This window comes from Centipeda flueggei ATCC 43531, assembly GCF_000160695.1.
Lineage (GTDB): Bacteria > Bacillota > Negativicutes > Selenomonadales > Selenomonadaceae > Centipeda > Centipeda flueggei.
Genome location: NZ_GG694010.1, coordinates 16,733 through 42,396 on the forward strand (window position 1 = coordinate 16,733; position 25,664 = coordinate 42,396).

The 25,664-nt window shown below is 55.6% G+C and carries 25 protein-coding genes and 1 tRNA gene; 1 reads left to right on the forward strand and 25 read right to left on the reverse strand.

Annotated features, from left to right (window positions below; translation table 11 throughout):
- Nucleotides 1-5 precede the first annotated feature (5 nt).
- From thyX to HMPREF0908_RS09455, 16 genes are all read right to left on the reverse strand, one after another.
- A complete protein-coding gene (gene thyX, locus HMPREF0908_RS09380; RefSeq protein ID WP_006691256.1) occupies nt 6-644 on the reverse strand; it encodes an FAD-dependent thymidylate synthase in 639 nt (212 codons plus the stop codon).
- A complete protein-coding gene (locus tag HMPREF0908_RS09385; protein WP_006691257.1) occupies nt 604-1,134 on the reverse strand; it encodes a Mini-ribonuclease 3 in 531 nt (176 codons plus the stop codon). Before HMPREF0908_RS09385 ends, thyX begins: the two co-directional genes overlap by 41 nt.
- Before the next feature lie 7 nt (nt 1,135-1,141).
- Nucleotides 1,142-2,572 carry a cysteine--tRNA ligase gene (gene cysS, locus HMPREF0908_RS09390; protein WP_006691258.1) on the reverse strand — a complete coding sequence of 477 codons (1,431 nt, stop codon included), beginning with the start codon at nt 2,570-2,572 and terminating at the stop codon, nt 1,142-1,144.
- Nucleotides 2,569-3,303, reverse strand: coding sequence for a serine O-acetyltransferase (gene cysE / locus HMPREF0908_RS09395; RefSeq protein WP_006691259.1), 735 nt, complete (start codon nt 3,301-3,303; stop codon nt 2,569-2,571). The genes cysS and cysE overlap by 4 nt, the downstream gene beginning before the upstream one ends.
- Before the next feature lie 167 nt (nt 3,304-3,470).
- A complete protein-coding gene (locus HMPREF0908_RS09400) occupies nt 3,471-3,764 on the reverse strand; it encodes a late competence development ComFB family protein (protein ID WP_040572741.1) in 294 nt (97 codons plus the stop codon).
- 23 nt (nt 3,765-3,787) lie between these two features.
- Nucleotides 3,788-6,451, reverse strand: a complete 2,664-nt coding sequence (locus tag HMPREF0908_RS09405) for an Hsp70 family protein (RefSeq protein ID WP_006691261.1) — start codon at nt 6,449-6,451, stop codon at nt 3,788-3,790.
- 125 nt (nt 6,452-6,576) lie between these two features.
- Nucleotides 6,577-6,651 (reverse strand) — tRNA-Arg (locus HMPREF0908_RS09410).
- Nucleotides 6,652-6,683: 32 nt separating this feature from the next.
- Nucleotides 6,684-7,385, reverse strand: coding sequence for a hypothetical protein (locus HMPREF0908_RS09415; RefSeq protein WP_006691262.1), 702 nt, complete (start codon nt 7,383-7,385; stop codon nt 6,684-6,686).
- Entirely contained in the window at nt 7,385-8,095 is a 711-nt protein-coding gene (locus HMPREF0908_RS09420; RefSeq protein ID WP_006691263.1) for a Crp/Fnr family transcriptional regulator, read from the reverse strand. Before HMPREF0908_RS09420 ends, HMPREF0908_RS09415 begins: the two co-directional genes overlap by 1 nt.
- 45 nt (nt 8,096-8,140) lie before the next feature.
- Nucleotides 8,141-9,001, reverse strand: a complete 861-nt coding sequence (locus tag HMPREF0908_RS09425; RefSeq protein ID WP_006691264.1) for an NAD(P)/FAD-dependent oxidoreductase — start codon at nt 8,999-9,001, stop codon at nt 8,141-8,143.
- A gap of 69 nt (nt 9,002-9,070) precedes the next feature.
- Entirely contained in the window at nt 9,071-10,024 is a 954-nt protein-coding gene (locus HMPREF0908_RS09430) for a ribose-phosphate diphosphokinase (RefSeq protein ID WP_006691265.1), read from the reverse strand.
- Between the two features lie 134 nt (nt 10,025-10,158).
- Nucleotides 10,159-11,523: a bifunctional UDP-N-acetylglucosamine diphosphorylase/glucosamine-1-phosphate N-acetyltransferase GlmU gene (gene glmU / locus HMPREF0908_RS09435; RefSeq protein ID WP_006691266.1), complete on the reverse strand. Its 1,365-nt coding sequence runs from the start codon at nt 11,521-11,523 to the stop codon at nt 10,159-10,161.
- 71 nt (nt 11,524-11,594) lie between these two features.
- Nucleotides 11,595-12,347, reverse strand: coding sequence for a GntR family transcriptional regulator (locus HMPREF0908_RS09440; RefSeq protein WP_040572703.1), 753 nt, complete (start codon nt 12,345-12,347; stop codon nt 11,595-11,597).
- Between the two features lie 23 nt (nt 12,348-12,370).
- Nucleotides 12,371-13,228, reverse strand: a complete 858-nt coding sequence (ispE, locus tag HMPREF0908_RS09445) for a 4-(cytidine 5'-diphospho)-2-C-methyl-D-erythritol kinase (protein ID WP_040572704.1) — start codon at nt 13,226-13,228, stop codon at nt 12,371-12,373.
- A 104-nt stretch (nt 13,229-13,332) separates the two neighbouring features.
- Nucleotides 13,333-15,747, reverse strand: coding sequence for a replication restart helicase PriA (gene priA / locus HMPREF0908_RS09450; RefSeq protein ID WP_006691269.1), 2,415 nt, complete (start codon nt 15,745-15,747; stop codon nt 13,333-13,335).
- A 78-nt stretch (nt 15,748-15,825) separates the two neighbouring features.
- Nucleotides 15,826-16,203 carry a hypothetical protein gene (locus HMPREF0908_RS09455; protein WP_006691270.1) on the reverse strand — a complete coding sequence of 126 codons (378 nt, stop codon included), beginning with the start codon at nt 16,201-16,203 and terminating at the stop codon, nt 15,826-15,828.
- Nucleotides 16,204-16,384: 181 nt separating this feature from the next.
- Between HMPREF0908_RS09455 and HMPREF0908_RS09460 the strand changes: the two genes are divergently transcribed.
- Nucleotides 16,385-16,729 carry a cupin domain-containing protein gene (locus HMPREF0908_RS09460; protein WP_040572705.1) on the forward strand — a complete coding sequence of 115 codons (345 nt, stop codon included), beginning with the start codon at nt 16,385-16,387 and terminating at the stop codon, nt 16,727-16,729.
- A 92-nt stretch (nt 16,730-16,821) separates the two neighbouring features.
- Here HMPREF0908_RS09460 and HMPREF0908_RS09465 read toward each other — a convergent pair whose 3' ends face one another.
- The 9 genes from HMPREF0908_RS09465 to HMPREF0908_RS09505 all read right to left on the reverse strand — a co-directional run bounded on the left by HMPREF0908_RS09465 (nt 16,822) and on the right by HMPREF0908_RS09505 (nt 25,656).
- Complete coding sequence (locus HMPREF0908_RS09465) at nt 16,822-18,126, reverse strand: ammonia-forming cytochrome c nitrite reductase subunit c552 (RefSeq protein WP_006691272.1); 1,305 nt, start codon at nt 18,124-18,126, stop codon at nt 16,822-16,824.
- On the reverse strand, nt 18,119-18,601 hold the full coding sequence (locus HMPREF0908_RS09470) for a cytochrome c3 family protein (protein WP_006691273.1): 483 nt from the start codon (nt 18,599-18,601) through the stop codon (nt 18,119-18,121). Before HMPREF0908_RS09470 ends, HMPREF0908_RS09465 begins: the two co-directional genes overlap by 8 nt.
- A gap of 16 nt (nt 18,602-18,617) precedes the next feature.
- Nucleotides 18,618-20,759 carry a cytochrome c biogenesis protein CcsA gene (ccsA, locus tag HMPREF0908_RS09475; protein ID WP_006691274.1) on the reverse strand — a complete coding sequence of 714 codons (2,142 nt, stop codon included), beginning with the start codon at nt 20,757-20,759 and terminating at the stop codon, nt 18,618-18,620.
- Entirely contained in the window at nt 20,756-21,130 is a 375-nt protein-coding gene (locus HMPREF0908_RS09480) for a cytochrome c maturation protein CcmE domain-containing protein (protein WP_006691275.1), read from the reverse strand. Before HMPREF0908_RS09480 ends, ccsA (HMPREF0908_RS09475) begins: the two co-directional genes overlap by 4 nt.
- Nucleotides 21,123-21,740 (reverse strand): cytochrome c biogenesis protein CcsA, encoded by a 618-nt coding sequence (gene ccsA / locus HMPREF0908_RS09485; protein WP_006691276.1) that lies wholly within the window; start codon nt 21,738-21,740, stop codon nt 21,123-21,125. The genes HMPREF0908_RS09480 and ccsA (HMPREF0908_RS09485) overlap by 8 nt, the downstream gene beginning before the upstream one ends.
- 12 nt (nt 21,741-21,752) lie before the next feature.
- Nucleotides 21,753-22,409 carry a heme exporter protein CcmB gene (locus HMPREF0908_RS09490; RefSeq protein WP_040572706.1) on the reverse strand — a complete coding sequence of 219 codons (657 nt, stop codon included), beginning with the start codon at nt 22,407-22,409 and terminating at the stop codon, nt 21,753-21,755.
- Nucleotides 22,366-23,007, reverse strand: a complete 642-nt coding sequence (locus HMPREF0908_RS09495; RefSeq protein ID WP_211204805.1) for an ABC transporter ATP-binding protein — start codon at nt 23,005-23,007, stop codon at nt 22,366-22,368. Before HMPREF0908_RS09495 ends, HMPREF0908_RS09490 begins: the two co-directional genes overlap by 44 nt.
- Nucleotides 23,008-23,223: 216 nt before the next feature.
- Nucleotides 23,224-24,243 (reverse strand): aldo/keto reductase, encoded by a 1,020-nt coding sequence (locus tag HMPREF0908_RS09500; protein WP_040572707.1) that lies wholly within the window; start codon nt 24,241-24,243, stop codon nt 23,224-23,226.
- Nucleotides 24,244-24,504: 261 nt separating this feature from the next.
- Nucleotides 24,505-25,656 carry a mannitol-1-phosphate 5-dehydrogenase gene (locus HMPREF0908_RS09505; RefSeq protein ID WP_040572708.1) on the reverse strand — a complete coding sequence of 384 codons (1,152 nt, stop codon included), beginning with the start codon at nt 25,654-25,656 and terminating at the stop codon, nt 24,505-24,507.
- Nucleotides 25,657-25,664: the final 8 nt, after the last annotated feature.

Consider the following 25,664-nt stretch of genomic DNA (forward strand, 5'->3'; position numbering starts at 1 on the left):
CATCATCAGCTGCGCGGGATAAACTCTTCAAGCCACGGCTCCTCTGCGACGATGAGATCGCGCATCCGCAGCATCATCTCTTTGATTTCCCACTGCGCCCCAGGAGTTGTGACGCGCTTTTCATAGACGTCCATAAAAGAGCGCAGATTGAGCGTCGTGACGAAATTCGTGCACGCTCCGCCCGGCAGAACAAAGCGCGCATCCTGCTTCGCGACACCGAGCGCGAGAAGCTCGTCGTATGTCTTTTGGATCTCCTTCATACAAGCCATATAACGTGCATACGCCTCCGCGTTTTCCGCCACGGTCTGCGGGACGACATGCCCAAAGAGCCCGTCCGTCTGCTTCGCGGACTGCTCCGAGACATAGCGCTGACTCTGCACGCTCAGTGAAACGCCGATGCGATGACGGCTGTATTGGGCGAGGAGCGTGCGCGACACATCCTTAACGGCAAACGTCATGGAGCAGTGCTCGACGACAGAGAGGTGCTTGCTCGTCATAATGCGCGTGAGAAGGCGCAGCATCTCCTCCTCCGTCTTTTCCTCGGTGAGCAGTTCGATGGGCGAGTCTGCGCTGTAGCAGGTGCGTGCCGCTGTCCAGCAGGTTTTAAGGTAATTGGGCGTCTTCGATATCAGTTTGATTTCCATGCTTTTTTTCTCCCTGCATCTGTTCCATCATCGCCTTGGCAATGATCTGAAATGCCGTTTCCGTAATCTCCTTGAGTCGCTCTGTCTCATGGCGGATGTATAGGCTGCCGAGGAGCGCCTCAAATCCCGTACTGGCATGATAATCTGCCACAGAAGCACTGCGCGGCGCATGGCTCTTCGTATTCCGTGCACGGCGGTAGATCGTCTGCTCCTCCTCGGTCAGCATATCGGCAATACCGCGGTAGGCGCGTGCCTGCCAGACCGCCGAGACGATCTGAGCGCTGAATGCATGCAGCCCCTGCACCTGCGTCTGTTCGTACGAAAGGAGGCGCATGCGCACATAGAGATGAAAATATGCGTCGCCAATGTAGGCAAGCACGAGCGGGTGCACCTGTGCGGCATCCACATGATCATAGCGCGCGGCTGGATTCCCGTTGTCATCCGGCAGGAACATCGTATGGACAAGCTGCTGAAAGCGTTCAAACTTCATGCGCTTGTTACGCCCGCTTCCAGCGCACACCGGTCGGCGTGTCCTCGATCAGAACGCCCGCCTCCTTCAGCCCGTCGCGAATCTTATCCGCAAGCACCCAGTTCTTCTCCGCGCGTGCTTCCTGCCGCAGGGAGATAACAAAGTCCATGACGGCATTGGTCAGTCCATCGTCTGCGGGAGCCGCATCATCCTGCTCGAAGATGCCGATGATCCCCGCCATTTTGCGATATGCCTCGGCCGCCGTGCGGAAATGTGCCGCATCAAACACTGCGCCGCGTTCAACCTCCTGATGATAGCGATTGATCTCCTTCGCGAGCCCGAACATCTGGCTGATCGCCAGTGCCGTGTTGAAATCGTCGTCCATCGCTGCATCAAAGTCGCGCAAAAATGCCTCCGACTGCGCGGCAAGATCCGCCGCAGTGTCCGCCGTCCCCTCACGTTTCAGGAGTTCGTCGATCACCTCATTCGCGCCTTTCAGACGCGCGAGAGCTGTCTGCGCCTCCTGCAGACGCTCGTCGCTGAAATCGAGCGGGCTGCGATAGTGGGTCTGGAGGATGAAGAAGCGAATCACCTCGCCCGGATATTCCTTCAGAATGTCCTTGACTGTGAAGAAATTATTCTTTGACTTCGACATTTTCTCATTGTCGATGGTGATAAAGCCATTGTGCAGCCAATAGCGTGCAAATTTCACGTCAGCGTCGATGCACGGATCTGCCTGTGCGATCTCATTCTCGTGATGGGGGAAGATCAGATCGCTGCCGCCGCCGTGGAAGTCAAACGCCTCACCGAGATACTTCACGGACATTGCCGAGCACTCGATGTGCCAGCCCGGGCGTCCTTTCCCCCATGGGCTGTCCCACGAGGGCTCGCCCGGCTTTGCCGCCTTCCATAGAGCAAAGTCCATCGGATGATGCTTCGTCGCGTTGACCTCAACGCGCGCGCCTGCCTCCATGTCGTCAAGACTGCGTCCGCTGAGGCATCCGTACGGAGCAAATGCCTCGACGCTGTAGTAGACATCGCCCGTCTCTGTAACATAGGCATAGCCGCGCTCAATCAGCGTCTCGATCATGCGGATGATATCGTCCATCGTCTCAGAGACACGCGGGAATACATCGGCACGACGCACATTCAGCGCATCCATCGCTGTGAAGTAGGCAGCGATATAGCGGTCAGAGATCTCCTTCCACGTCACGTCCTCACGGTTCGCCGCATTGATGATCTTATCGTCCACATCGGTGAAGTTCTGGATGTAGCGAACGCGATAGCCCTTGTGTGCGAGATAGCGCCGAATGACATCCCATGTCACAAAAGGACGTGCATTTCCTATGTGCGGGTCATTATAGGGCGTTACCCCGCAGCAGTAAATACTGACCTCGCCCTCACGCAGCGGATGAAATTCTTCCTTTTTACGTGTCATTGTATTGTAAACAGTAATCATCGTATCTCCTTATTCGCATTTTCAAGGGCATCCAACCGCTCCTTCAGTGCGGCGATCTCCTGACGCATCTGTTCGATCATCTCGGCCTCCGGATCCGGCAGCATATCATGATCGAGATCAACATCCAGTTCACTCGCGATCTCCTCAGCACTCTCCTCACACTCCATGGAGTAAGCGCGTGCCTTCAGCAGCTCTGCCTCTGTACGGACACGCTGCCCCTTCATCACGACAATACGCCCGGGGATGCCGACCACGGTGGCATGCGCGGGAACAGGGCGCAGGACAACGGATCCCGCGCCGATCTTCGCGTGATCGCCCACCGTAAAGGAGCCGAGCACCTTTGCCCCCGATGCCACGACGACGTTATTGCCGAGCGTCGGATGACGCTTTCCCTTTTCTTTGCCCGTTCCGCCGAGGGTCACACCCTGATAGAGGGTAACATTCCGCCCGATCTCTGCCGTCTCACCAATGACGATGCCCGTTCCATGATCGATGAAAAGCCCTTCTCCGATGGTCGCTCCCGGATGGATCTCAATCCCCGTCAGGAAGCGCCCAAAGTTCGAGATCAGGCGCGGGATCAGCACCCAGCCGCGCACAAAAAGTGCGTGGGCCATACGGTGCAGCCAGATGGCATGCAGCCCGCCGTAGCAGAGCACCACCTCGGCCACGCTCTGCGCTGCAGGGTCGCGCTCAAAAACGACACGAATATCGCGCCTGATCTGTGCAAACATGACAGATTCCTCTCTTCGGTGAACAATATAGGATGCACTGATAAATTCAGTAATTTATCAGTGCGCTTTTATTTTATCAAAAAAGACAGGGCCGTGCAACCACAAGAAAACACCCGCGGGGAGAATCTCCGCGAGTGTTTTTCCACGCATCAGCACCATCAATATGATCAGATGCCCTCCTCATTCCGTTCATGATGCGGCTGTCCATTGACAATCTGCATCGCACGCAGCGTCTCAGCGAGTATCTCCACCTCACATTGAGGCTCCATTCCCTCAACACGCTTCAGAACATTGCCCTTATGTGTTGATACATAGCACGGCGGCAGATTATTCAGTGCAATCATCATCATATCCGTACGACAGCGGTCACACATGCAGACGTCCGGATACTGCGCTGCGAGCCGCGTCAGCATATCCCCGACAACATCCTCCATATAGTTCTTAAATGGCAGGTGGTTCATCGCATCGCCCTCCCCGAAGGCCATCATCCAAGACGAACAGTATAGATCGTTCCCTTGTAATTCTTTGCAGCGAGTGTATGCTCCGAGGCTACCGTATATTCAATGGTATTCGGCGACTTCTTGCGAATGTATACACCGACCTCATCACCATCATTCACATCATCGTCGTCAATCATGCAGCGCACCATGCGTACCTCCGCAGCCTTCATATGCCCTTTAAGTGCACGCGGTTCCTGCGTATAGTAGAGCTCAAATTCGTCTTCATCCGCATAGGTAAAATACGTCCATGTGCCGTAGTCGACGCGTGCATCGATATCCACATGGAAACAGCCATGTTCGTTCAGGCTGCCGAGGAAATAGGGGAACAGCAGTTCATCGTGCTCATCGACGTTCTTATTGATAATCTTGACGTCCTTCCCGCCCTTCCGGCAGCGAAGGAGTCCGAACGCCACGCCCGTTTTTCCCGTGCGAAGACGATCAAAACCATCCAGCATTCTTTTGCCGCTGTCTTTCTCTTCGTCTTCCATTCCGAGCGGAAGATAGAGAAGGAATGGCGCATCTTTGCTCTGTGCCGATGTACTCTTGGACACGTCCTGCTTCTTCCCATCCTGTTTCTCATGCGATGCAGGCTTTGACATCTGCTGCAGGGAACTGATCTGACGGGCAATGTACTCATCGAACAGCTTGCGCACCATCGGTGCCTTGCAGGAATTTCCGGCGAGGAAAATGTGCACCTGACGCACATCACGCCCCTTAAATGCCGCAGCCATCGCCTGGAAGAAGTTATCTACGCCGCGGCGAATGCGGTTCTCTAGTGTCCGCTCCAGTTTCTTTACATCAATATGCAGACGGACGTCTGCACGATTGCCCGCATTGCCTGTCTTCTCCGAGGAAAAGAGTGTGAGCTCCGTATCGAACGCATCTCCTGCTGCAAACTCCTCATAGCCCGCTCCGCGCTCCCAGAAGGGACGCAGCCGTTCTGCCAGAATCTTGTTGTTGAGATGTGATGCCGCATCTCTGGTCTCGCGCACGAGTGCCTCCGCCCCTGCAAAGGTTTCGCTCTCCGGAGGAAGTGCAAACGTGATCTTGTGCTGACGCATCTCGGGCAAATTGTCCTTGAACACCTCATAGGCGAGCAGTTCGAGGATATTCTCACCGCCGAGATACATATCACTGCCAAAGCCAAACTGCTCAATAATGAATTTACGCCGTCCGTTCTCCGGCACAGACTCCACACCAAAGTCAAAATCCGTCGTGCCGCCGCCAAAGTCGAATACACCGTAGGCGACCTCCTCACCCACGCGCTTTGGCTCGAGCCCATACGCCTCAAGGGCACTGATCGCGTATGCAGCAGGTTCATTTGCCCCGTCGTACACGCGGAAACGGCGCATCATCTCCGGATCATCGAGAAGAGCCTTCGGCAATGTCTTTCTGAGACCGCGCTCAAAACTCAAGCGAATGTGCTCGCGCACACTTTTTTCGTACCCAACGGGAAAGGAGAGAATGTAATCGAGATAGATATTGCGGTGCATATTGTTGATATAAAGACCAAGATAGTACGCGTAAATCTCGATGGGATCGAAGCCGCCTGCATCGAGCGGCTGTGTCTCCGCGTAGGGTTTGACCTCTTGGATATAGCCGTGCCGATCCTTCAGAATCGGCGAATTCGCCGTATCGCGCGTCCAGCGTTTCAGCTCGCTGAACACAGAGTAATAAACAGCAATCCCCTCCGTTGACTGACGCTCAAAGATCGCATCCGCAGCCTGATGGGATGCTGTCACCTGCGACCACTCCGTATAGGGGCGTCCCTCACGGGCGCGATAAAGCTGTTTGAACTTTTCGATATCGATCAGCTCGATCGCCGTTGGATTCTCGTAATCCTGAATCGTCGGCGCATTGGAGTAGTCGCCTTTGCCAATACGCAGGAGGCGCGCCTCGCGGTCACGGCAGACGACGACCGTACTGCGCGTACCGAAGTCGATCGCACAGGTTCCGTTCATGATAACATCCATCTGCGGCGGACGTGCTACGAGGAAATCCGTCGGCGGCAGGCGCAGACATACACTATCCTCACGTCCCTCGTCCGTCAATTCCTCATAGAGATCCCAATGTCCAAGGCTCATATCTGTCAGTATGCGCTCCGCGTAAGGCTGGATATTTGCACGGACATAGTCAGTATAGAGAAGGGATTTCTTAAATGGTTCAATGGGAAAATCAAGCGCCACCGACCCCGTATTGATTGCCGTCTCAATAACACTCTGAATATCGAAGGTAATTCCAAAGATCGTCTCCTTGAAACGCCCTGCCACAACATCTTCAGCAAACCGTTCATGATCAAAGATGAGCTGGTCTTCCTCAATGCGGATATAGGCACGGATCTTCGGATATTCCGCCACTAAACGGCGCAGACGCTCTTCCTGCTCATGCGAGACGTCCTCCGCGTTAAACTCGTCTGAAATCCATTTCAGGAAACTGTGTGCGCCGCTCGTTTCCATCCCAAGCGAAAACATGTACTTCTTGTTGACAATCGACGCTGTCTCATCTTTGAGTTCAGCGATATCATTGCCAATCTGTCTGCCAAAACGAAGCGAACTCTCATAAAAGAACTGTCGGAAGGTGTCCTTTTTTAAATGTAAACTGCGCATGAGCACCGGACGCACCGTCACCTGCACCTCTTTTCGCGCCATTGATTCATCTCCTAACGAAAAAGCAAAAATCTTCTTCTTGTAAATATTCTTCGTATTTCAGAAAAATCCTTTTCTGTGGTGTATGAAAAAAGCCCCGCACATCCTGCAGGGCAATTCATTCATCATGGTGCGCTCGGCGGGAGTCGAACCCACGCTTTCAGCTCCGGAGGCTAACGTCCTATCCACTGGACTACGAGCGCACAATACATAGCGCATTATAGCGCAAAAGGATCTATTTGTCGATATTTTTTTCGCCGGCCTCGGCATTATCGTCCGTATCATCGGCATGGTGTGCCGACGAAATCGGTGCAAAGTAGTCGCGAACCGCTGAAATGTCATCCTCTACAAAGAGCGCCACAGGAGACTCGCGCAGCATAACAAGTTCCAAGAGGCGTCCCTGCGCAGCAGGATTCTTCTCCTTCATTCCGGTAGGATCAGCAGCTGCACGGGTCAGTGTTATTGCCTTTTGCTGCGCCGCGGCATAGTCGTCCGTTCTGCTGAGAATAACAGCCAGATGGTCATAGACGCCATCGGAAAGTTCGATCGGCGGTGCATTTTGCTCAATACGGCCGCGCAGATTCTGCATTTCTTTCTCGAGTGCTGAAAGACGCTCATAGGTTACCGAAAGGCGGGTATTCCCTTCCTTGGCATCGGCTATAATCTGATGATAGCGCGTCCAATTACGGTCAAGTTCCGCAATTTGCTTCTGATATGTCCCCCACCATGGCATGAAGTAATCCTGATCGCGTGCAATCGCTGTACGCTGCTCCTGAGTCAAGGGAGGAGGTGCATGATCGGCGCTCTGCATCTGAACAATGATGCCGCCGGCTGCCGCAAGAAGCACCACAAAAACAAAGAAAATGCGATGCGGCAGATAACGAAACAACAGAATAAGTAAAAGAAGGACGAGAACAATAAGGGCATAAATCAACATTATTTACGATCTCCCACACCTTCATCTGCACGACGACGAAGGGCAGCACGGTCCATAATATGAATGCAGCCGCGTGAAGCGCGTACCATTCCTTCTTGTGAAAACTCGCCAATGAGACGGCTGACGACCTCGCGTGCCGTGCCTAGTGCCTGCGCCGTTTGCTCATGGGTCAGACGAATCTCACTGCCCGCTGTGCGTTCTGATTCCGCAAGAAGAAACTTCGCCAGGCGTTGGTCGGCGGGTGTAAAGAGCATTTGCTGAAAGCGCCATAACATCTCTGAGAGACGGTGGACGGCACTTTCATACGCCAACAGACGTACATGAATATTTGCATCAATAATTCTATGACAGATTCCCGTCTCTGAGCAGAACAGTTCTGTATTTTCTGCCGCCTCGATCGCAGCTTCACAGGAGACACTGCCAAGGAATGCGGCGCTCGAAAGGAGGGCGACCTCGCCGGCACGCATGAAGCAGAGGTTCACCTCACGCCCCTCATCGGTGACGACATAGACGCGCAGCGTGCCGGATACAATGTGCAGCGTACCAAGATGTCCAAGTGCACCGCGATGGAGTGTCTCCCCCTTTGCACAGAACCGATAATATGTGTGTGCTGTCAGAAGGACGCGCTGTTCCTCTGTCAGAGGCCTCCACAGATCAAATCGGTCAATATAATCCCGAAAATGATATTCTTTCCGTTCTCTGGCCGGCATATTCCCCCCCCCTTCTTTCCTCTTTCATGTGCTCTGCCCGATTCCCTAACGGGTTTTCCTCTGCACAAGAGAGAGTCCCGCCTGTGCTCCCTCATATGCAGCCTTGACAACTTGAAGCAGCCCTCCCGTGCAGTCTCCTGCGGCATAAACCCCCGGGATGTTCGTTTCCATGTGTGCATCGACCACAATATTGTCGTGGTCGAGCAAAACACCCAACTTGCGCGCCAGCTCCGTACTCCCTGCCACACCGACGGCAAGGAAGACACCATCCACGTCCATCTGCGCTCCTTCAGTAAAGATGATCTGCTGCGCACGCCCTTCCCCTGCGATGGAGTGTATCTTCCGTGTGTCCAAGACAGTGCGGTCGGGAAAATCCGCCTTTAGTTCCGCTCCATTGGTCAGGAGTGTTATCTCTGCAGCGTGCGGCAGAAGAATCTGTACTTCATGCAGTGCATACGCTCCCGCACCAATGACGGCGATCCTTTTGCCGCGATAGAAGAAGGCATCACAGACCGCACAATAACTGACTCCATGCCCTTCAAATTCCTTAATCCCGGGCACAGTGAATGAAGAATGTCGTGCGCCTGTTGCCAGGACAATAGTATCGGCAGTATAAGTGCGACTGACTCCTTCGACGATAAAACCGCCGTCCTCAAATTGAGGCTGAATATCGACCACTTCATCCGCATGAAACGCCACGCCAAGGCGGCGTGCACCGGCGGCACCTCGACGCAGAAGTTCTGCTCCGGAGATGGGCGAGCCCACGCCATAGTAGTTCTCAATTTTCTCAGCACAAGCAAGTGAACCGCCGTCCTTGGCAACAACAGTCACTTCGGCGCCGCTGCGCCGTGCATAGAGGGCGGCAGACACACCGGCTGGTCCTCCCCCAATGATGACAACATGCATATCTCCTCCATGGATATGAAAAAAGGGGCGTCCCATCTGACACCCCTTCCTCCGCCTGTGGGAGGCGGCTCAGTGATGATTAAAGAGCAGGCTCACTGAACGATGGCTTTGAATACGTACAATGACATCAGCGAGCGATTGTGCAAGTGAGAGTACAACCAGTTTCTCTGATTCTTTCTCTGGCGCAAGCGGAACCGAGTCCGTGATGACAAGCTGATCGATTACAGAAGCATTGATGCGCTCCATCGCAGGATCCGTCAAAATTGCATGCGAGCATGCTGCCAGCACGCGCTTTGCTCCGCGTGCGGAAAGAGCCTTTGCGCCCTCGCAGAGTGACCCCGCCGTATCGACAATATCGTCAATAAGAAGTGCCGCCTTGCCTTCCACGTCTCCGATGAGATTCATGACCTCAGCGCAGCCGGGACATGGCCGGCGCTTCTCGATGATAGCAATCGGTGCATGGAGGAAATCCGCCATAATGCGCGCACGTGTCACACCACCCAGATCGGGCGAGACAACGACAAGATCCTCAATCGCCTGCTCACGAAAGTAATTCGCAAGTACCGGCGCTGCAGCAAGATGATCCACAGGAATATCAAAAAATCCCTGAATTTGTCCAGCATGGAGATCGACAGTAACGACACGTGTCACGCCTGCCGTTGTCATGAGATCAGCGACGAGTTTCGCTGAGATCGGCTCACGCCCGCGCGTCTTGCGATCCTGCCGCGCATATGCATAGTATGGGACAACAGCTGTAATACTATGTGCAGATGCCCGTTTGCACGCATCTGTCATAATCAGCAGCTCCATGAGATTGTCATTCACAGGATAGCTGGTCGGCTGGATGATGAAAATATCTTTCCCACGGATACTCTCTTCGATCATCACCTGGATCTCACCGTTATTGAAATGTCCGACAAACGCCTCGCAGAGCGGGATCCCGATGCGGTCTGCAATAGCCTTTGCCAACTGTGGATTCGCATTTCCCGTCAGGATGCATACATTATCGGCCGGAAAACTCATTTCTCTGTTCCTCCCAAATGCCGGACATGCGGCTGCTTTTGAATACACAATTCGTATATAGTATAGCACGCACACTATCGTTTGGGAAGAGTTACAGGAGGTCTTTTTCACCGCCGACTATGAGAAAAACCCTCTCACTTCCGTTTGTCGTGCCAGCCCTCAATTTCCTTCTGACGCGCGCGTGCAACGGAAAGCATACCAGAGGGGACGTCATGGGTAATGGTCGATCCCGCCGCAACGTAGGCATTCTCTCCTACCGCGACAGGAGCAACAAGATTTGAGTTGCACCCGATAAAGGCATCATCGCCGATGGAGGTGCGATATTTCTTCTTTCCATCATAATTCACCGTGATCGTACCGCAGCCCATATTGACGTGCGCCCCCATATCGCAGTCCCCGATGTAGGAAAGGTGCGGAAGCTTTGATCCTTCGCCGATATTGGAATTCTTGACCTCCACAAAATTGCCAAGTTTTGCCTCCGCATAGATATGACTGCCAGGGCGAATGTGGTTGAACTGCCCGAGCTCCACATTGCTTTCGATCTCTGCATCATGCGCATAGACATAGTGTGCCTTGACACCGTTGCCGACCGCCATGTTCTGAAAGCGTACATTGGGACCGATGCAGCAGTCCTCTCCGATCATCGTATCGCCCTCAAGAAAGGTAAATGGGTAGATGACTGTATCCATCCCGACACGCACATCGGCATCCACGAACGTTGTGTGCGGATCGATGATCGTCACGCCCTCCGCCATCAGCTCTTCTGTCTTGCGCCGCCGCAAGATGCGCTCGGCGACAGCAAGCTGACTGCGCGAGTTAATCCCCAGCGTACTCTCATAGTCATCCGATGTGACCGCCCAGATCTTCTCCCCCGCATCGCGCAGAATACTGAGTACATCAGGCAGGTAGTACTCTCCCTGCGCGTTATCGTTCGTCACCTTGGCCAGTGCCGAAAAGAGTGCCTGTGCGTCAAAGCAGTAAATCCCCGCATTGACCTCATGAATCTGACGCTCCTCCTCCGTCGCATCCTTGTGCTCGACGATTTTCAGCACCTCTCCGCTCTCGCGCCGTACAATGCGCCCATAGCCCTTGGCATTCGGCATGATGGCGGTGAGGACACTTGCCTTTGCCCCCGCATGAACGTGCTCTTCGTGGAATCGTGCCAGGAGCTCCGCTGTAAGGAGCGGTGTATCGCCGCAAAGCACCATGATCGTTCCACGTTCATTTCCAAGAAACTCTTTCGTCTGCAGGACGGCATGTCCTGTCCCGAGCTGCTCTTTCTGTTCTACATACTCCACACTGTCCCCGATCGTCTCACGCACTGTCTCACCGCCAAAGCCCGTGACAACAATATTGCGGCGTGCTCCCGCTGCATTCGCCGCATCAATGACATGCTGCAGCATTGCCTTTCCGGCGGCAGGGTGCAGCACCTTTGGCAGTTTGGACTTCATACGTGTTCCTTTGCCTGCTGCCAATATCACCGTTACAAAATCCAACATAATTCTCCTCCCGTTTCTCCGCCTTCTTCGACAAGAGCACTGATAATTCAGCTGCTCCCTTGGGGCAGACTTCATTGGGTCAGCGACTCCCCAGCATTATCCTTAAACTGCTGAGAGCGCCGATTCACCAAGGACGTTCCCGTTTTCTTTTCCTGTTCCTCAATCGCATTAAGCAGTGTTTTCTCTGAGTTCTCCATGTGCCGCACCGCCACCCTGCGCGCATGGCGGGCATCGCCTGAACCGATGGCATCAACAATGGAGCGGTGTTCATCCAGCGTTGCCTTGAGGCGTCCGGGATATGACATGGAAATCGTACGGAATCGCGTCAGCTGCTCGCGCAGATTTCCGATGATCGTGAGCAGACGCTCATTGCGTGCCGCCTGATAGAGCAATTCATGAAACTCAATATCTGTCCGCACAATGCGATCCATATCATGCTCCTCAATTGCACGGCCGATGGCGACCAGCAGCCGTTCCAATCGCTCCTGCTCCTCCTCCGTAATCCGCTCTGCCGCAAGTTCACACGCAAGTGCCTCAAGTGCCGCACGAATCTCGAAGATCTCGTTGATATCACGAATCGAAACACTTGCCACGTATGCACCGCGCCGCGGTACAGTAACGACATAGCCCTCCTGTTCCAGTTTGCGGATCGCCTCGCGCACAGGAGTGCGGCTGACCAGTAGCTCATCGGCAAGATCATTTTCCTTCAGCCACTCACCCGGTTTTAGAATACCTCCGCGAATTGCATCGCGCAGCACCTCACAGACAATCTCACGCAGCGGCTGATAACTGTTGACCACAACGGGCGATAACTTTCCTTGCATATACGTATCCCTCTGCTTATCCTTCACATCTGACGCATCGTATGCGTCAGATGTACTTCAGCATCCGTCTCCCGGCGCATCTTCTCTGCCGCACGCGCAGCAGCCTCATCTACTGCGAAAATACCGAATACAGTAGGCCCGCTGCCCGACATCATCGCACAGACTGCCCCTGCCGAACGCAGACGAGCACGATAGTCACCAACGACGGGGTGTGCCGCCTCCGTCACAGGCTCGAGCACATTTGCTGCCATACACAGGCACGCCGCCGTATCTCCTGCATGGAGCGCACGCAGAAACGCTGCACAATCCGGATGCTGCACGGGAGGATTGGCATCATAGGCACGATATGCCCATGGCGTTGAGACTTCCACAGGCGGCTTCGCGAGCACGACCGGCAGATCAAATGCGGCGGGCAGATGCTCCAGCACCTCTCCGCGCCCCGTGGCAAGAGCCGTTCCACCCATCAGGGAGAACGGTACGTCCGAGCCGATCTGCGCCCCGATACGGCAAAGCTCCGCATCGGACAGTCCAAGTCCATAGAGTTCGTTCACACCGCGCAGTGCCGCCGCCGCATCTGCACTCCCGCCGGCCAGTCCCGCTGCGATGGGAATCCGCTTTTCGATGCGAATGTGAACACCGCCATTCACACGACACTCCTTCAGGAGAAGTGCCGCCGCGCGGTGGGCGAGATTTCGCTCGTCCGCCTCGAGTCCCGGCAGATCAACCGTCAGCGTGATCCCCGCCTCCTGCTTGGTGAGCGTCAGCGTATCGGCGAGTGCAAGAGACTGCATCACCGTCGCGATTTCGTGGTAGCCGTCCGCTCGCAGCCCTAGGATATCGAGCAGCAGATTGATCTTCGCATACCCGTGTACCGTCACCATAGGCATTCCTTCTTCCATTGTGCAGGAAAACATCGCCGCATTGCCAAAGATCTCCTTCTACCCCAAGATTAGCAGGGTTTTGAATTATATTCAATAGTTTCCAATTAAAAAATTGTGATTGGATCGATATCGATGGCGATATCATTGCGCAGGTGCAGTCCCTGTGCCCGCAAAAATTTCTGTATGTCGGTAAGAACCAATGTCTTGATAAGTACGACAAAACGATACTCCCCACGCTCCTTTGCGATGAGTGCCGGGGACGGACCAATCACCATATATCCCTGTCGCCCATGAAACGCCTTCTGAAACACGTCCACGAACGCAGCTGCTGCATCCCATGCACGCTGGCGATCCATGTGGTGAAAGAGGAGCTTGACGAGACGGCTCAGCGGCGGATAGAACAGCTCCCGCCGCAGCACGATCTCCTGTGCATAAAATGCCTCGTAGTCCTGCCGCAGAGCAGATTGCACCGCATAGTGCTCCGGATTGTACGTCTGGACGATGACCTCGCCGCGCGCACCATGGCGCCCTGCGCGTCCCGCCGTCTGGGTGATGAGCATAAAACACCGCTCCGCCGCGCGAAAATCCGGAAGATTGAGGCTCGCATCCGCACTGATGATGCCGACCGTCTGAACGCCGGGCAGATCATGCCCCTTTGCCACCATCTGCGTGCCGAGGAGAATGTCGTAGTCACGCCGACGAAAACGCGCGAGGATCTCCTCATGGGCGTGTTTGCGGCCCGTCGTATCACGATCCATGCGGATCACGCGAGCCTGTGGGAGCAGCTGCTCCAGCTCTGCCTCAAGCTTTTCCGTGCCCGCCCCGAAGTATTTGATGCAGCGGCTGCCGCATTTGGGGCAGACCACAGGCACATCGGCGCGCAGATCGCAGTGATGGCAGACAAGGGTACCGTCGGCATGGTAGACCATCGGCTGCCCGCACGCATGGCAGGAGAGTACGAAGCCACAGGCACGGCAAAGGACAAATGTCGAATAACCGCGCCGATTCAGCATGATGATCGCCTGCTCGCCGCGTGCCAGCGTCTCCGTCAGGAGGTCACGCAGATCGTTGGAGAGGATCGTGCGCCGCCCGAGGCGCAGCTCCGCACGCATATCGACAGCACGCACGCGCGGCAGGGACTGCGCACCGATGCGCTCCGGCATTCGGAGGAGTGTCAGTTCCCCGGAGAGTGCTCTCGCATACGTCTCAAGTGAGGGCGTTGCGCTCCCCATAACGAGAATCGCCCCATGCCGACGTGCAAGGATCTCTGCGACAACGCGCGCATGATAGCGCGGTGACTCATCCTGCTTGTAGGACATATCCTGTTCCTCATCGAGGATGATGCAGCCGACATTTCCCGCCGGTGTAAAGAGCGCGGACCGTGCGCCGATGATGACCCCCGCTTCGCCGCGCCGCACGCGGAAGATGGCATCGTTCCGCTCGGCGAGCGAAAGGCGGCTGTGCAGGACGACAATATCTCCGGCAAAGCCCTCCTGAAACGCCGTGATGAGCTGACCCGTGAGCGCGATCTCCGGCACGAGTACGATGACCTGCCGCCCTGCGCGCCGAACGGCTCGAGCCGTCTCCATGTAGACACGCGTCTTGCCGCTCCCTGTCACCCCATGAAGGAGATAGCCGTGAAACGTCTCCGCGGCAGCGCCCGCCTGCAGCGCGGCGACGGCACGCTGCTGCGCCTCCGTCAGCGTCTCTCCGCACGTCTCACGCTGCCCTGCCGCATAGCTGTCACGCACCTGACGGCGCAGGTGCTCCGTGAGGATATGCGCATCGGTCAGATGTCGGATGGTCGCGGTCGTAATCCCTGCCTGCTTCAGTTCTGCGAGCGTGTGCTCGCGCTCCATGCGAAAGAGCTCCAATGCACGCCGCTGCGCTGGTCTCCGCGTGAATGCACGGAGCAGTTCCTCCGTAATCTCACCCGCCGTATAGTACTTCTCATACTTTGCCTTGTCACGCCGGTCGGCACGGTATTCCTTGCGTATGAGGCCATAGCGCAGGAGCTTTTCCAATGCCCCATCCACATCGCACGCCGGCAGAGCCGTCCGCAGCTGTGCCCCGCGCTGCTCGCCATACTCGCAGAGGCAGTCGTAAACGGCGCGTGCTGCCGCATCCATGAGGATGGGATGCGTTTCATCCACATTCTTTGCCGGCACATAGGCGGAAAAAATACGCAGCCCACTCTTGCCCGGCATAAAGAGCCGCATCATCTCCGCCGCAGAGCAGAGATAAAATGCCGCCAGCTCCTGTGCCGCTGCAAGCAGCTGCGGCGTAAACCACGCCTCCTCGTCCACAGGCTCGAGAATCGCGCGCAGACGATGACCACCGTCGCGGGCCGCATCGTAGGGGCGTACGGCGACGACGAATCCCTCGACACGCACCTTGCCAAACGGAACGAAGACACGCCATCCTACATCGATCTGCGGCAGCGCATCCGGCACGACATAGGTAAACGCCGTGGCAATACTCTTGACGGGAATGTTGACATAGACATCGGCAACCGTCATGCCTTCCCCTTTTCCGCAAAAAAGAAGCCGTCACACGAACACATCCGTGCAGCAGCTCCTTCCCTCCCGTTCGTCTGATTATCCAATGACCGCCTGGTTGGCGAGAATCGCCTTGCCAGCCTGACAGGCAGGGCAGATGCAGGTATCCTCGCCCTGCTCCTTCGCCTTCTTCGCTGCAGTGGTCAGTTCCTGCGCCTTCTTTTCACCAAAGGCCTTGACTCCGTCCGGTGAATTCGTGAACCCAATGAGCTGATCAATCGTCAGCACATCGCCCTTCAATTCCTCGACCAGCGTGTGGAAGGAAGCGTGCTCCTCTGCAGTTCCCGCTGCGCGGAGAAAATGCTCTGCCTTCTCCTTCAGTCCCGCATAGACCGACGGTGCTTCTGCCAATTTCTTTACTAGAGCAATCACCTCTTCACGACTGAGTGCCACAACAACATCTCCCTTCGAAGTCATTGATACGATAACATAATCTATTTGTTATTATAGGGCATGACACAGTGTTTGACAACAGAAAACAGCCAAATAAACATAACTATTATAAATCTTTATTTGAGAATAAATATTATTTTTTCTGCATGTCTTTGACTTTTTGACAAACCAGATGTTATACTATCATCATAAAGGAGGGATTACCATGTCAATCTTAAACAATATCGAGCACGCACAGGTGCTGTCACTCAAGGACCAGGTTGCCTATGCAGACGGACAGGTCGTCAGCAAGACGCTCGTCCAAAATAAAGGTCTCGGCATCACGCTCTTCGCCTTCGCCAAGGGCGAAGGCATCAGCACGCATGAATCCAAGGGAGACGCGTTCGTCACAGCGCTCGACGGCACGGGCATCATCACCATCGACGGTGAGAAATACGAACTCCACGCAGGTGAGAGCATCGTCATGCCCGCCAACCACCCGCATTCCGTCTATGCGGCAAAGGATGTGCCGTTCAAGATGCTCCTCGTCGTCGCATTCCCGGAAGTGTAAAACAGGACAAACGCGATTTGACAACATAAAAAGGCAGCCGTACGAAGGCAATACCTTCATACGGCTGTCTTTACTGTTTTCAGAAATCAAACTTAAATTGGCTTGATCCCATACTGTGCAGCCTGTGCGGACTCGACCGCCTGATGTGCCAGGTCAATCGAGAGCCCGAGGGTGCGCATGATCTTATCGGGGTTGTGGAAACCCATGCCGTTCTCGGCAGCGACCCAATCCCAATACCACTGTGCTTCGCGGAGCTTCGCACGTGCATCTTCGAGCGATGCGTCGGGCACGCCCGCATCCATCGCAGCCTTGACCGCGAGATGTGCCTTTGCGACCGACTGTCCCGCGATGCGCTGAACCTTAAAGGTATTGTCATGGATGGTCTTGACGCGGGCGACGAGGGTCTCCTCGCTCTCATCATGACACTTCAGACATGCTTCCTTCGTGTACTTCAGCGGACTCGACATCCAGTGCGATGTGTACTTCTTGCCTCCGTCACGCATATAGGGCATGTGGCAGTCCACGCAGGTAACACCGGCGTCGGCATGAACGCTCGTCGCCCACGTCTCGAATTCCGGATGCTGCGCCTTGAGCATCATCGTCTTGGAGTCGGGATGCATCCAGTCACCCTTGAATCCGCCTGCCTGTCCGGTCTGATAGAACTTGTACTCGGACTCGGCATCAAGGCCGTTGTCGTACGGGTGGTTCACACGTCCGTCCTCAGCGGTGAAGTAGTACTCCGTATGGCACTGCGCACAGACATAGGCGCGCATATCATTATGTGATGCGGCATTGACGTCAACACCACGGCGTGCCATTGCCTCGACGAAGCCCTGCTGATAGACGCGCAGCTGCATCGTATCGGGATCGTGGCAGGTGGAGCAGCCAAACCACTCATCGTCGGTGATGGGAGCCGCAACTTCATCAAACGGCTTCGATGCATACGCCCATCCACCTTCTTTGAAGTACACATCATAAACATACGAACCCTTGCACTGTAGACAACTCCCCTTCTGTCCCGGAAGCCTCTTCGTATGCAGGAGATCGTAGCCCGCATACGTATGCCCGCGGTCATCGTCATACTGAAGGGCAAATTTGTAGCCCTTGAAGTTCTCGAGCATCTCGGGCTGGTGCTCCAGATGACTGTTGCCCTCCATGCTGCCGCCGTAGCCCGTGGGCGACGGGGTTTCCTCATTGTTTTTCATGAAGGAATTGTACTGGAGCGGATAGGCATCCTTATACGCCTCTTTGCCGATCTTGGCTTCCGTTCCGCCTTGGATGGCGACCAGCTTTACGCTGTCGTCATTCGGCTGCGCACCGATACGAACGGCAACGAATCCAAAGAACAGGGCACAGACGCCGGCAACACCCGCAATGATTTTCTTTCTGTTACTCAACTCTTATCCCCCCTTCTAAAGGATTGGAACCATGTGGAATCCGGCTGTGACACTTCGTGCAGGTCGCACTTCCGTCCTTGCCCTTATCCACGCATACATTGCCCATTGTCGAGCTGTGACAGCGCAGGCAGTTGCTGTTGACGATATCCCGCCCATGATCCGAGATCTTGATGTGCACGGGGTAGTCGTTCAGCACCTGATGCAGCGTATCGTGCATACCGGTCTGCCCTTTTTCAATGTAGTAAATGGCGACATTCTCGTGCGGCAGATGGCACTCCACACAGGCAACATTCGCATGGGTCGACATGGCATGTGTCGCCGCTTCGTGCTTCATGGCGTGACAGGTTCCGCAGAATTTCGGTGATGCCGACGCCTTGTCCATGACCATACCGCCCGCAACGACGATGATGCCCAGAACAAATGCGCCGATGACGCAGCGGAGTGTGTTCTGCTGCACGAACTCCTTCAAATTCATGTGTCCTTCCTCCCTTCTATGATTTCTTACCGAGCGGATCTTCCGCGTCACCCCCTTTGGCAGGACTTACCGTCTGCCGTGCCGCAACGAGACCGCCGATTGTCACGAGCACACAGGCGAGCCACAGGAGCGATATACCGGGCTTCGTGCTGATGGAAGCCGTCACCGGCATCGCCATCTCCTCCGCCAAGGAGGGCAGAATCTCCAGCCGTATATCACGCTCATCCGCAGATACACCTGTGAGGCGTATGCGGAATTTTCCATCCATCACATCGATCGGGCGGGATGTCCCTCCCGTATCGGTGGCAAGTATCGTTGGTTCGACCGTATCCACTGCCTCTCCGTCCGTCAGCTCGATCTGCGCTGTGACGAGGGTCTTTCCGCCGCCCTGCGGTTCAAAGGATACCCCCTCATAGCGGTAGGCATAGTCGTTGATGCCCATAACCGTCCTGCCGCGCCGCAGGATCATCTCGTCATGCTCTGCCGTCGTCGGCGTTGGAGCGATGTAGATATCTCCGGCGAGACTTCTGGCAATCGCGGGCTCACGTGCTGCATCCTCGCCGCTCCCGCGCAGTTTCGTGACTGCTTCGGTGGGCGTTCCGTCCACCTCGTAGCGATAGGACTTTTCCTTGCCATTTTCGGCAAAATCCTGTCCGCGATAGACCACCGTGTGTCCGTAGACCTCCTGCGGAACATCCGGCGTCAGATCAACGGAGGTCGTCTGACTGCCACTGCCCGAGAGGATAAAGGCGAGAAGCGCCATGCCTGTACCGACGTGAGCCAGCAGTCCGCCAACACCGATCTGATGCCGACGATAGGTCTCAGCAGCCGCTGCTGCCGCAAAGAGCGCAAAGGATGCCAGAAGGACGGAGGGGATGTCCGTGACGCCGACCGCCCCCGCTGCAACACCGCCAAGAACGGTGAGAGCGAAGATCCAGTAGGGACGCTTCCCCATCGTTCCGTTCCACGACATGAGCGAGCCGAGCCCCATCAAAAGGGCAAGCACAATGGCAATCGGCAGGGTCGTCCGCACGTAGTAGCTCGTATCCACCGCCGCACTCTCACCCATGAGCCCCGAGATCAGCGGCATCGACATACCGAAGAAGACAAGAACCGTGATGAAGACGAGGAGCAGCATGCCGAGCAGAATGAGGAAGCTGCGGCTGCGGTGCTCGCTGTAGACTGCCCCCTGTGGAAGACGATCCATCTGACGCACAAGGACGATGAGTCCAAAGAGCAGGATGATGCCATTCGCAAGGGCAATGTAAAAGCCGATGTCCGATCCCGCAAAGGAGTGTACGGAGAAGTCTCCGAGGATACCGCTGCGGGTCAGGAACGTCCCATAGAGAACGAACGCATAGGAGAAGACCGCCGCGAGATGGACGAGATAGAATGCGCCGCGCCGCGTACGTGCAACGGCGATCAGATGGAGCAGAATACAGGAGAGCAGCCACGGTACGAGCGAGGAGTTCTCCACGGGATCCCAGCCCCAGTAGCCACCCCAGCCGAGCACCTTGTATGCCCAGTAGCCGCCGATAAAGATGCCTGCGCCGAGAAACGACCACGCGATGAGCGTCCAGCGGCGCATCGGTGCGAGAAAGTTTCCGTCTGCGGGGCTGCGCATCATACTCTCAAGCGAGTATACAAAGGGAACGGCGAGGAGCGCATAGCCGATAAAGATGATCGGCGGATGCACGGCCATCCACGGATCCTGCAGCAGCGGGTTCATCCCGTACCCGTCGGGCATGATATGCTCGGCGGGGGTAAAGGGACTCTTGATGAATACGAGAATGACGAGCATCGCCGTCAGGAGATGATAGATGATCCGCCCCGTCGCCGTCAGACGGTTGGTGCAGACCATATACGTACCAACAAGTGCGTGAATGAGGAGCCAGAGGAGGAACGAGCCCTGCTGCCCTGCCCAGAATGCCGAGATCTTGTAGATCAGCGGGAGATCGATGGAGGAGTAGCTCGCCACATACGAGTAGCTGAAATCATTGGACAGGATAACGGCAAAGAGAACAGCTGACGCACCGACGGCAGCAAGTCCTGCGAGGATGGCAGAGATGCGGCTGCCGCAATCACTGCCCTTGGCATCAAAGAACACTGCACTGAGTGCAAAGAGAAGAACAAAACCTAAGAGTACCGTACCGATCATGCGCGAGCCTTTCCTTTTTCTTCCTCATATTTGGACGGGCATTTGATGAGCAGCTTATCCGCTGCAAAGGCATCGCCCGTATATTTTCCGATGGCGACAACGTGATATGCGTCGTCGAACGTATCCGGCTTGGCGCCCTTATATCGTACGAGCATCGTCTCTCCCGTCTCCTCATCGGCGATGGAAAAGACAAAATGTCCGTCCTCCATGTGCGGGGCAACCGTGTCGTCGGGGATGCCCTTGACCTGCACATTGCGCTGTGCGGCGCGCGCATCTGCTACACTGACGTACGGCGTGACCGAGTCGGCAAAGAAGTAGCCGGCATAGCCGATAAATCCCAGAATCAGAATGAGGAAAAAATATTTACGCATTGGGTTCCCCCCGTTTCATCAGCCAAATGTAGATCAGTGTCATATCAATCAATGAAAGCACGAGTGTCCCGAGCATCACTGCATCCATGTCGATGCGTCCTGTCTCATTGAGGACGGGTGATGGATGGAGAGAGAAGAACATCCGCGGCAGGATAAAGACCAGAAAAGGAACAGCGATAAAGGAGAAGAGCGCATACACGGCAGAGGAGGATGCGCGGGCACGTTCGTCCCGCATCGTCATGCGCAGTGTCACGTATGCGGCGTAGATCAGCAGGAGGACGAAGATCGTCGTCTGCCGGGGATCCCAGTTCCAGTAGGCACCCCATGTCAGCTTAGAGAAAACCGCTCCGCTCACCGTCGCCATGAGGGTGAAGATCAGACCGAGGATAGCAGAGCGGGCGCTCTTTGCGTCATAGCGCAGCTCCCGTGTCTTCAGATAGCGTGCGCCCCAGTAGGCAGCACCAAAAAATGCGACGACGGCGACCCATGCCGTTGGAATGTGAAAGAATGCGATGCGCACATAGTTCCCCAGCCCTTCGGCGGGCGGAACGATGAAGAACACAGCACCGAGCGATGCGAGTGTCAGCACGGCAATCACTCCGACAAGCATTAAGACTCCTATCTAACTCTCGATCCAGAGAGAATCAAACAGCATCGATGCCCCCACCGTGAGCATCATATCGTAGAGTGCGATACCGCCAAGGAGTACCGGCTCTCCTCCACCCGCCGAGAGAGAGATCGCAGGCAGGAGAATCGGCAGCATCGACGGAAGCAGGAGCACGGGAACGAGCCCACCGCGTACGCTTGCCCCTGCGGCGACCGCCGCGAGGAGCGTATCCGCCGCCGCCATGCCCCAAAGTCCCAGAAGCAGTGTCCCGAGAAAAACGGCATTGAGGACAAGCGGTGCATCCATCAAAATGATCACAAGAGGCAAGGTAATGACAGCAAGCACGATGAGTGTGACGAGATGCGCTGCCATCTTGCCGAAGAGCACGGCCTGTGCCGGAACATAGATCCGAAGGAAAAGCAGTGTTCCCGCGGCCTCCTCCTCGGCAAAAAGCCGTTCTCCCTGCAGCGTCGCTGCAAAGAACAGGACAATCCAGAACAGCGCTGCGGCAAGACGGACATCCATCGTCCCCCACGCAAGCGACATACTCATGAACGCGATCACCGTGAGTGCGAACATCCCCATCGTGACATAGCCCGCACGGTGGCGTACGCCGTCACGCAGTTCCTTAGCAGCAACGTGCAGAACTATCGGTAAGATCGATGCACGCATCCGCCGCCTTCCTTTCCTCCGGTTCATTCGTCGCCCACAGGATGAGGCGTCCGCGCTCAGCTGCATGCCGCGCCTCCGCAGTGAGCAGTTCCCGTCCGTGCACATCGAGGGCAAGTCCCGGCTCGTCGAGGAGCCAGATGGGTGCGTCTGCTCCGAGGAGAACGGCGAGTCGTACACGCTGACGCATGCCCGTCGAGAGTTCCCCCGCCATGCGCGGCAGCACCTCGGACGGCAGTCCCACACGCTCCAAGAGTCCCTCCAGCAATCCATCCGCTGGGCAGATCCCGCGTGCGGAGAGAAAGAAGGTCAGATTCTCACAAACGGAAAGGCGGGTATATAGCTCCATCTCGGGTGTCGCCATCGCGAGAATGCGGCGATAGTCCGCTCCACAGATCGACTTGCCATCCAGTGTCGTCTCAATCTTCCCTTTCGTTGGAAGGATCAGACGACCGGCGAGACGGAGCAGCGTCGATTTGCCGCTCCCGTTCCCCCCTGCAACGGAGGTAATGACGCCGCCATGAAAGGAACATGTCAGCTGCCGCAGAATTTCATGGGATCCGAAGCTGTGACTGACTTGATTAAAGGAGATTTCAACCATATTCATTCCTTCCATAACTTTGATTTATTTTAACACGTATCTGAATAGAATATGAAATACTTTTTTTGTATAAAATATTTTTATGTGTGTAGACTATTTCAAAAATGAATTCACTTCATATCGCGTGATTATTGAAGAAAAAGAAGTATCCGAACGCTTCTCGTCACGTTCCGAATACTTCTCCTCATTTTTAACGATATATAATATTTATCACGCCTATGTGATCTTCCTTACACCTCCTTGCTTTTTCATACGAATTTCTCCAAAGACGGCAGACATTGGCATCCCGTCAAGCTCCGCATCAATGGCGGCGACCTCTCCTGTCGAAAGCAGGATATCGGCGGCTCCTGCATTCTCCGTCAGCCGCGCACGCTTGCGCGTTCCTGGGATCGGCACAATGTATGGCTTTTTACAGAGCATCCACGCGAGCGCAATCTGTCCGCTCGTCGCCTCCTTTTCCTCCGCGAGCGTACGCAGGAGAGCGAGAAGCTCTGCGTTCTCCGCCATCGCCGCTGCGCTGAACTGGGGCATACGCGCACGCATATCCCCCTCTGCAAAGGCCGACGTCCTGTCATACGCACCGGTCAGCACGCCGTTGGCAAAGGGCGAAAACGCGACAAAGCCGATTCCCAGTTCCTCGAGAACGGGGAAAATCCGCTCATGCGTGCGCGCCATCATGGAGTAACGATTCTGCACGGCAGTCAGTGGACAAACGGCGTACGCACGGCGAATATCCTCCTCCGAGGCCTCCGAGATCCCCCAGTGAAGAATTTTTCCTTCCTTTATCAGCTCTGCCATCACACCCGCGACCTCCTCAGCAGGAATCTTTGGATCGACGCGATGCTGATAGAAGAGATCGATGTGATCTGTCCCAAGCCGCTGCAGAGAGGCATCCACCGATGCGCGGATCACCGCAGGGCGTGCGTCGGGGACGATGGGGCTTTTGCCCTCTTTCAGCAGTCTCATATCGAAATGGATCCCGAACTTCGTCGCGAGGACGACCTTATCCCGATATGGCGCAAGGGCTGCGCCGACCAACCGCTCGTTGTCATGTGGATCATCGGGCGTACCGTATACCTCCGCCGTGTCAAAGAACGTGATGCCCATATCCACGGCAGCGGCGATCAGCTCACGCATCTCCTTCTTGTTGGCGGGTGCACCATAGCTCTGGCTCATCCCCATACAGCCAAGCCCAACGGATGAGACCGTGAGATTCCCTAATTTACGGTAATTCATGTAAATCCTCCCTATCACAAAAGAAGTACTTCTTTCATTATAACACAGGAATCAGAATATAAAAAAGGATGACGATACGTCGATTGTACCGTCATCCCTATGAGAAAGGGGGTGTTGCATATCCCCCCATCCTAATATGCCGTTATCCTAAGCCTTCCCCGTTATCACGGGGAAGGGGGACCGCGCAAGCGGTGGAAGGGGCACAAAGAAGGGGCTGTTGCACGAAGTTTGCAACTTCGTGCAACAGCCCCTCCTTGGAATTTACTTTTTCAGCGCTGCATTCTTCTCTGTAACGAACTTGAACAGCTCCGAGCCTGCCGGAATCTCCGTGAAGTGCGTGAGCGCCTTCTCGAAGCCGTGCTCCTTGAGATACGTCTGCACCTCGACCGCCTCAGGATCCTCCGCGTAGTCAAAATGGAGGGCAGCGGCAATGACCGTCGCAAGCGCCTCGGGTTTTTTCCCGCGTGCGACAAGCTGATTGGCGGGCGAGACGAGGCGATCCTTCGCGCCGAGCTTACGCTTCGGCCCGCGTGCGACGCGCGTCACAGCATCGGAGAGATGCGGATTCTTGAACCGTGACTCTGCCGTACGGATGTATTCTGCATGCGTTTCACGGTCAAAGCCGTATTTCTCGATCAGGAGTTCACTCGTCTCCGCCCAGACGCGGCGGACAAACGCGACAATCTCCTCGTCCTGCATCGCCGAGGCGATATCCTCGATGCCCTTCAAATATGCCATGTAGGCAATGGAAGCATGTCCCGTATTGACGGAGAACAGCTTGCGCTCAATGTAGGCTTCGAGGTTATCGACCCACGTCAGCCCCTCGATCTGCGGCTCTGCACCGACGACACCCGTGCGGTCGACGTCCCATTCACAGAACGGCTCAACCTTGACAAGCAGCGGATCCTCGTTGTGCTGGATCGGCACGATGCGGTCAACCGCCGCGTCAGGGAATCCGATGCAGTGCGCGGCTTTCTCCTTGATATCGTCAGCGAGATGCTCATAGACAAAGTTCTTCAGCACCGTCGAGCCGCCGACCATATTCTCACACGCGATGATGTTCAGCGGTGCATCCGTCTTTTCAAGGCGCCGCGCAATCCCCTTGGCAATGTTCGGCGCAATGAATTTCAGGATATTCGGCCCGATCGCCGTGGTGACAATGTCCGCCGTGACGAACGCATCGAGCAGTGCCTCAAGATCTTTGTTGCTGTTGATCGCCTTGACGTGCTCGACATGGATTTTTTTCGGCGTATCGCCGACCACCTCGATGTCGTAAGAGCGGCGCGCATTGATCTCATCCACCAGTGCATCCGCCACATCGACGAAGGTGACCTCATAGCCCGAGCGCACGAGCAGTTCCCCGATAAAGCCGCGGCCAATGTTGCCGCCGCCGAAATGGATTGCCTGTTTCATGGTCATGT

Excerpts from the sequence above, each read along its gene's own strand:
- thyX (WP_006691256.1), bottom strand. The coding sequence starts at position 644 with ATGGAAATCAAACTGATATCGAAGACGCCCAATTACCTTAAAACCTGC.
- HMPREF0908_RS09385 (WP_006691257.1), bottom strand. The coding sequence starts at position 1,134 with ATGAAGTTTGAACGCTTTCAGCAGCTTGTCCATACGATGTTCCTGCCG.
- cysS (WP_006691258.1), bottom strand. The coding sequence starts at position 2,572 with ATGATTACTGTTTACAATACAATGACACGTAAAAAGGAAGAATTTCAT.
- cysE (WP_006691259.1), bottom strand. The coding sequence starts at position 3,303 with ATGTTTGCACAGATCAGGCGCGATATTCGTGTCGTTTTTGAGCGCGAC.
- HMPREF0908_RS09400 (WP_040572741.1), bottom strand. The coding sequence starts at position 3,764 with ATGAACCACCTGCCATTTAAGAACTATATGGAGGATGTTGTCGGGGAT.
- HMPREF0908_RS09405 (WP_006691261.1), bottom strand. The coding sequence starts at position 6,451 with ATGGCGCGAAAAGAGGTGCAGGTGACGGTGCGTCCGGTGCTCATGCGC.
- HMPREF0908_RS09415 (WP_006691262.1), bottom strand. The coding sequence starts at position 7,385 with ATGTTGATTTATGCCCTTATTGTTCTCGTCCTTCTTTTACTTATTCTG.
- HMPREF0908_RS09420 (WP_006691263.1), bottom strand. The coding sequence starts at position 8,095 with ATGCCGGCCAGAGAACGGAAAGAATATCATTTTCGGGATTATATTGAC.
- HMPREF0908_RS09425 (WP_006691264.1), bottom strand. The coding sequence starts at position 9,001 with ATGCATGTTGTCATCATTGGGGGAGGACCAGCCGGTGTGTCTGCCGCC.
- HMPREF0908_RS09430 (WP_006691265.1), bottom strand. The coding sequence starts at position 10,024 with ATGAGTTTTCCGGCCGATAATGTATGCATCCTGACGGGAAATGCGAAT.
- glmU (WP_006691266.1), bottom strand. The coding sequence starts at position 11,523 with ATGTTGGATTTTGTAACGGTGATATTGGCAGCAGGCAAAGGAACACGT.
- HMPREF0908_RS09440 (WP_040572703.1), bottom strand. The coding sequence starts at position 12,347 with ATGCAAGGAAAGTTATCGCCCGTTGTGGTCAACAGTTATCAGCCGCTG.
- ispE (WP_040572704.1), bottom strand. The coding sequence starts at position 13,228 with ATGGTGACGGTACACGGGTATGCGAAGATCAATCTGCTGCTCGATATC.
- priA (WP_006691269.1), bottom strand. The coding sequence starts at position 15,747 with ATGACGGTTGCCGATGTCTATGTCAACATTCCCGTCAAGAGTATTGCC.
- HMPREF0908_RS09455 (WP_006691270.1), bottom strand. The coding sequence starts at position 16,203 with ATGACTTCGAAGGGAGATGTTGTTGTGGCACTCAGTCGTGAAGAGGTG.
- HMPREF0908_RS09460 (WP_040572705.1), top strand. The coding sequence starts at position 16,385 with ATGTCAATCTTAAACAATATCGAGCACGCACAGGTGCTGTCACTCAAG.
- HMPREF0908_RS09470 (WP_006691273.1), bottom strand. The coding sequence starts at position 18,601 with ATGAATTTGAAGGAGTTCGTGCAGCAGAACACACTCCGCTGCGTCATC.
- ccsA (WP_006691274.1), bottom strand. The coding sequence starts at position 20,759 with ATGATCGGTACGGTACTCTTAGGTTTTGTTCTTCTCTTTGCACTCAGT.
- HMPREF0908_RS09480 (WP_006691275.1), bottom strand. The coding sequence starts at position 21,130 with ATGCGTAAATATTTTTTCCTCATTCTGATTCTGGGATTTATCGGCTAT.
- ccsA (WP_006691276.1), bottom strand. The coding sequence starts at position 21,740 with ATGCTTGTCGGAGTGATTGCCGTGCTGACACTCGCATCGCTCGGTGCT.
- HMPREF0908_RS09490 (WP_040572706.1), bottom strand. The coding sequence starts at position 22,409 with ATGCGTGCATCGATCTTACCGATAGTTCTGCACGTTGCTGCTAAGGAA.
- HMPREF0908_RS09495 (WP_211204805.1), bottom strand. The coding sequence starts at position 23,007 with ATGGTTGAAATCTCCTTTAATCAAGTCAGTCACAGCTTCGGATCCCAT.
- HMPREF0908_RS09500 (WP_040572707.1), bottom strand. The coding sequence starts at position 24,243 with ATGAATTACCGTAAATTAGGGAATCTCACGGTCTCATCCGTTGGGCTT.
- HMPREF0908_RS09505 (WP_040572708.1), bottom strand. The coding sequence starts at position 25,656 with ATGAAACAGGCAATCCATTTCGGCGGCGGCAACATTGGCCGCGGCTTT.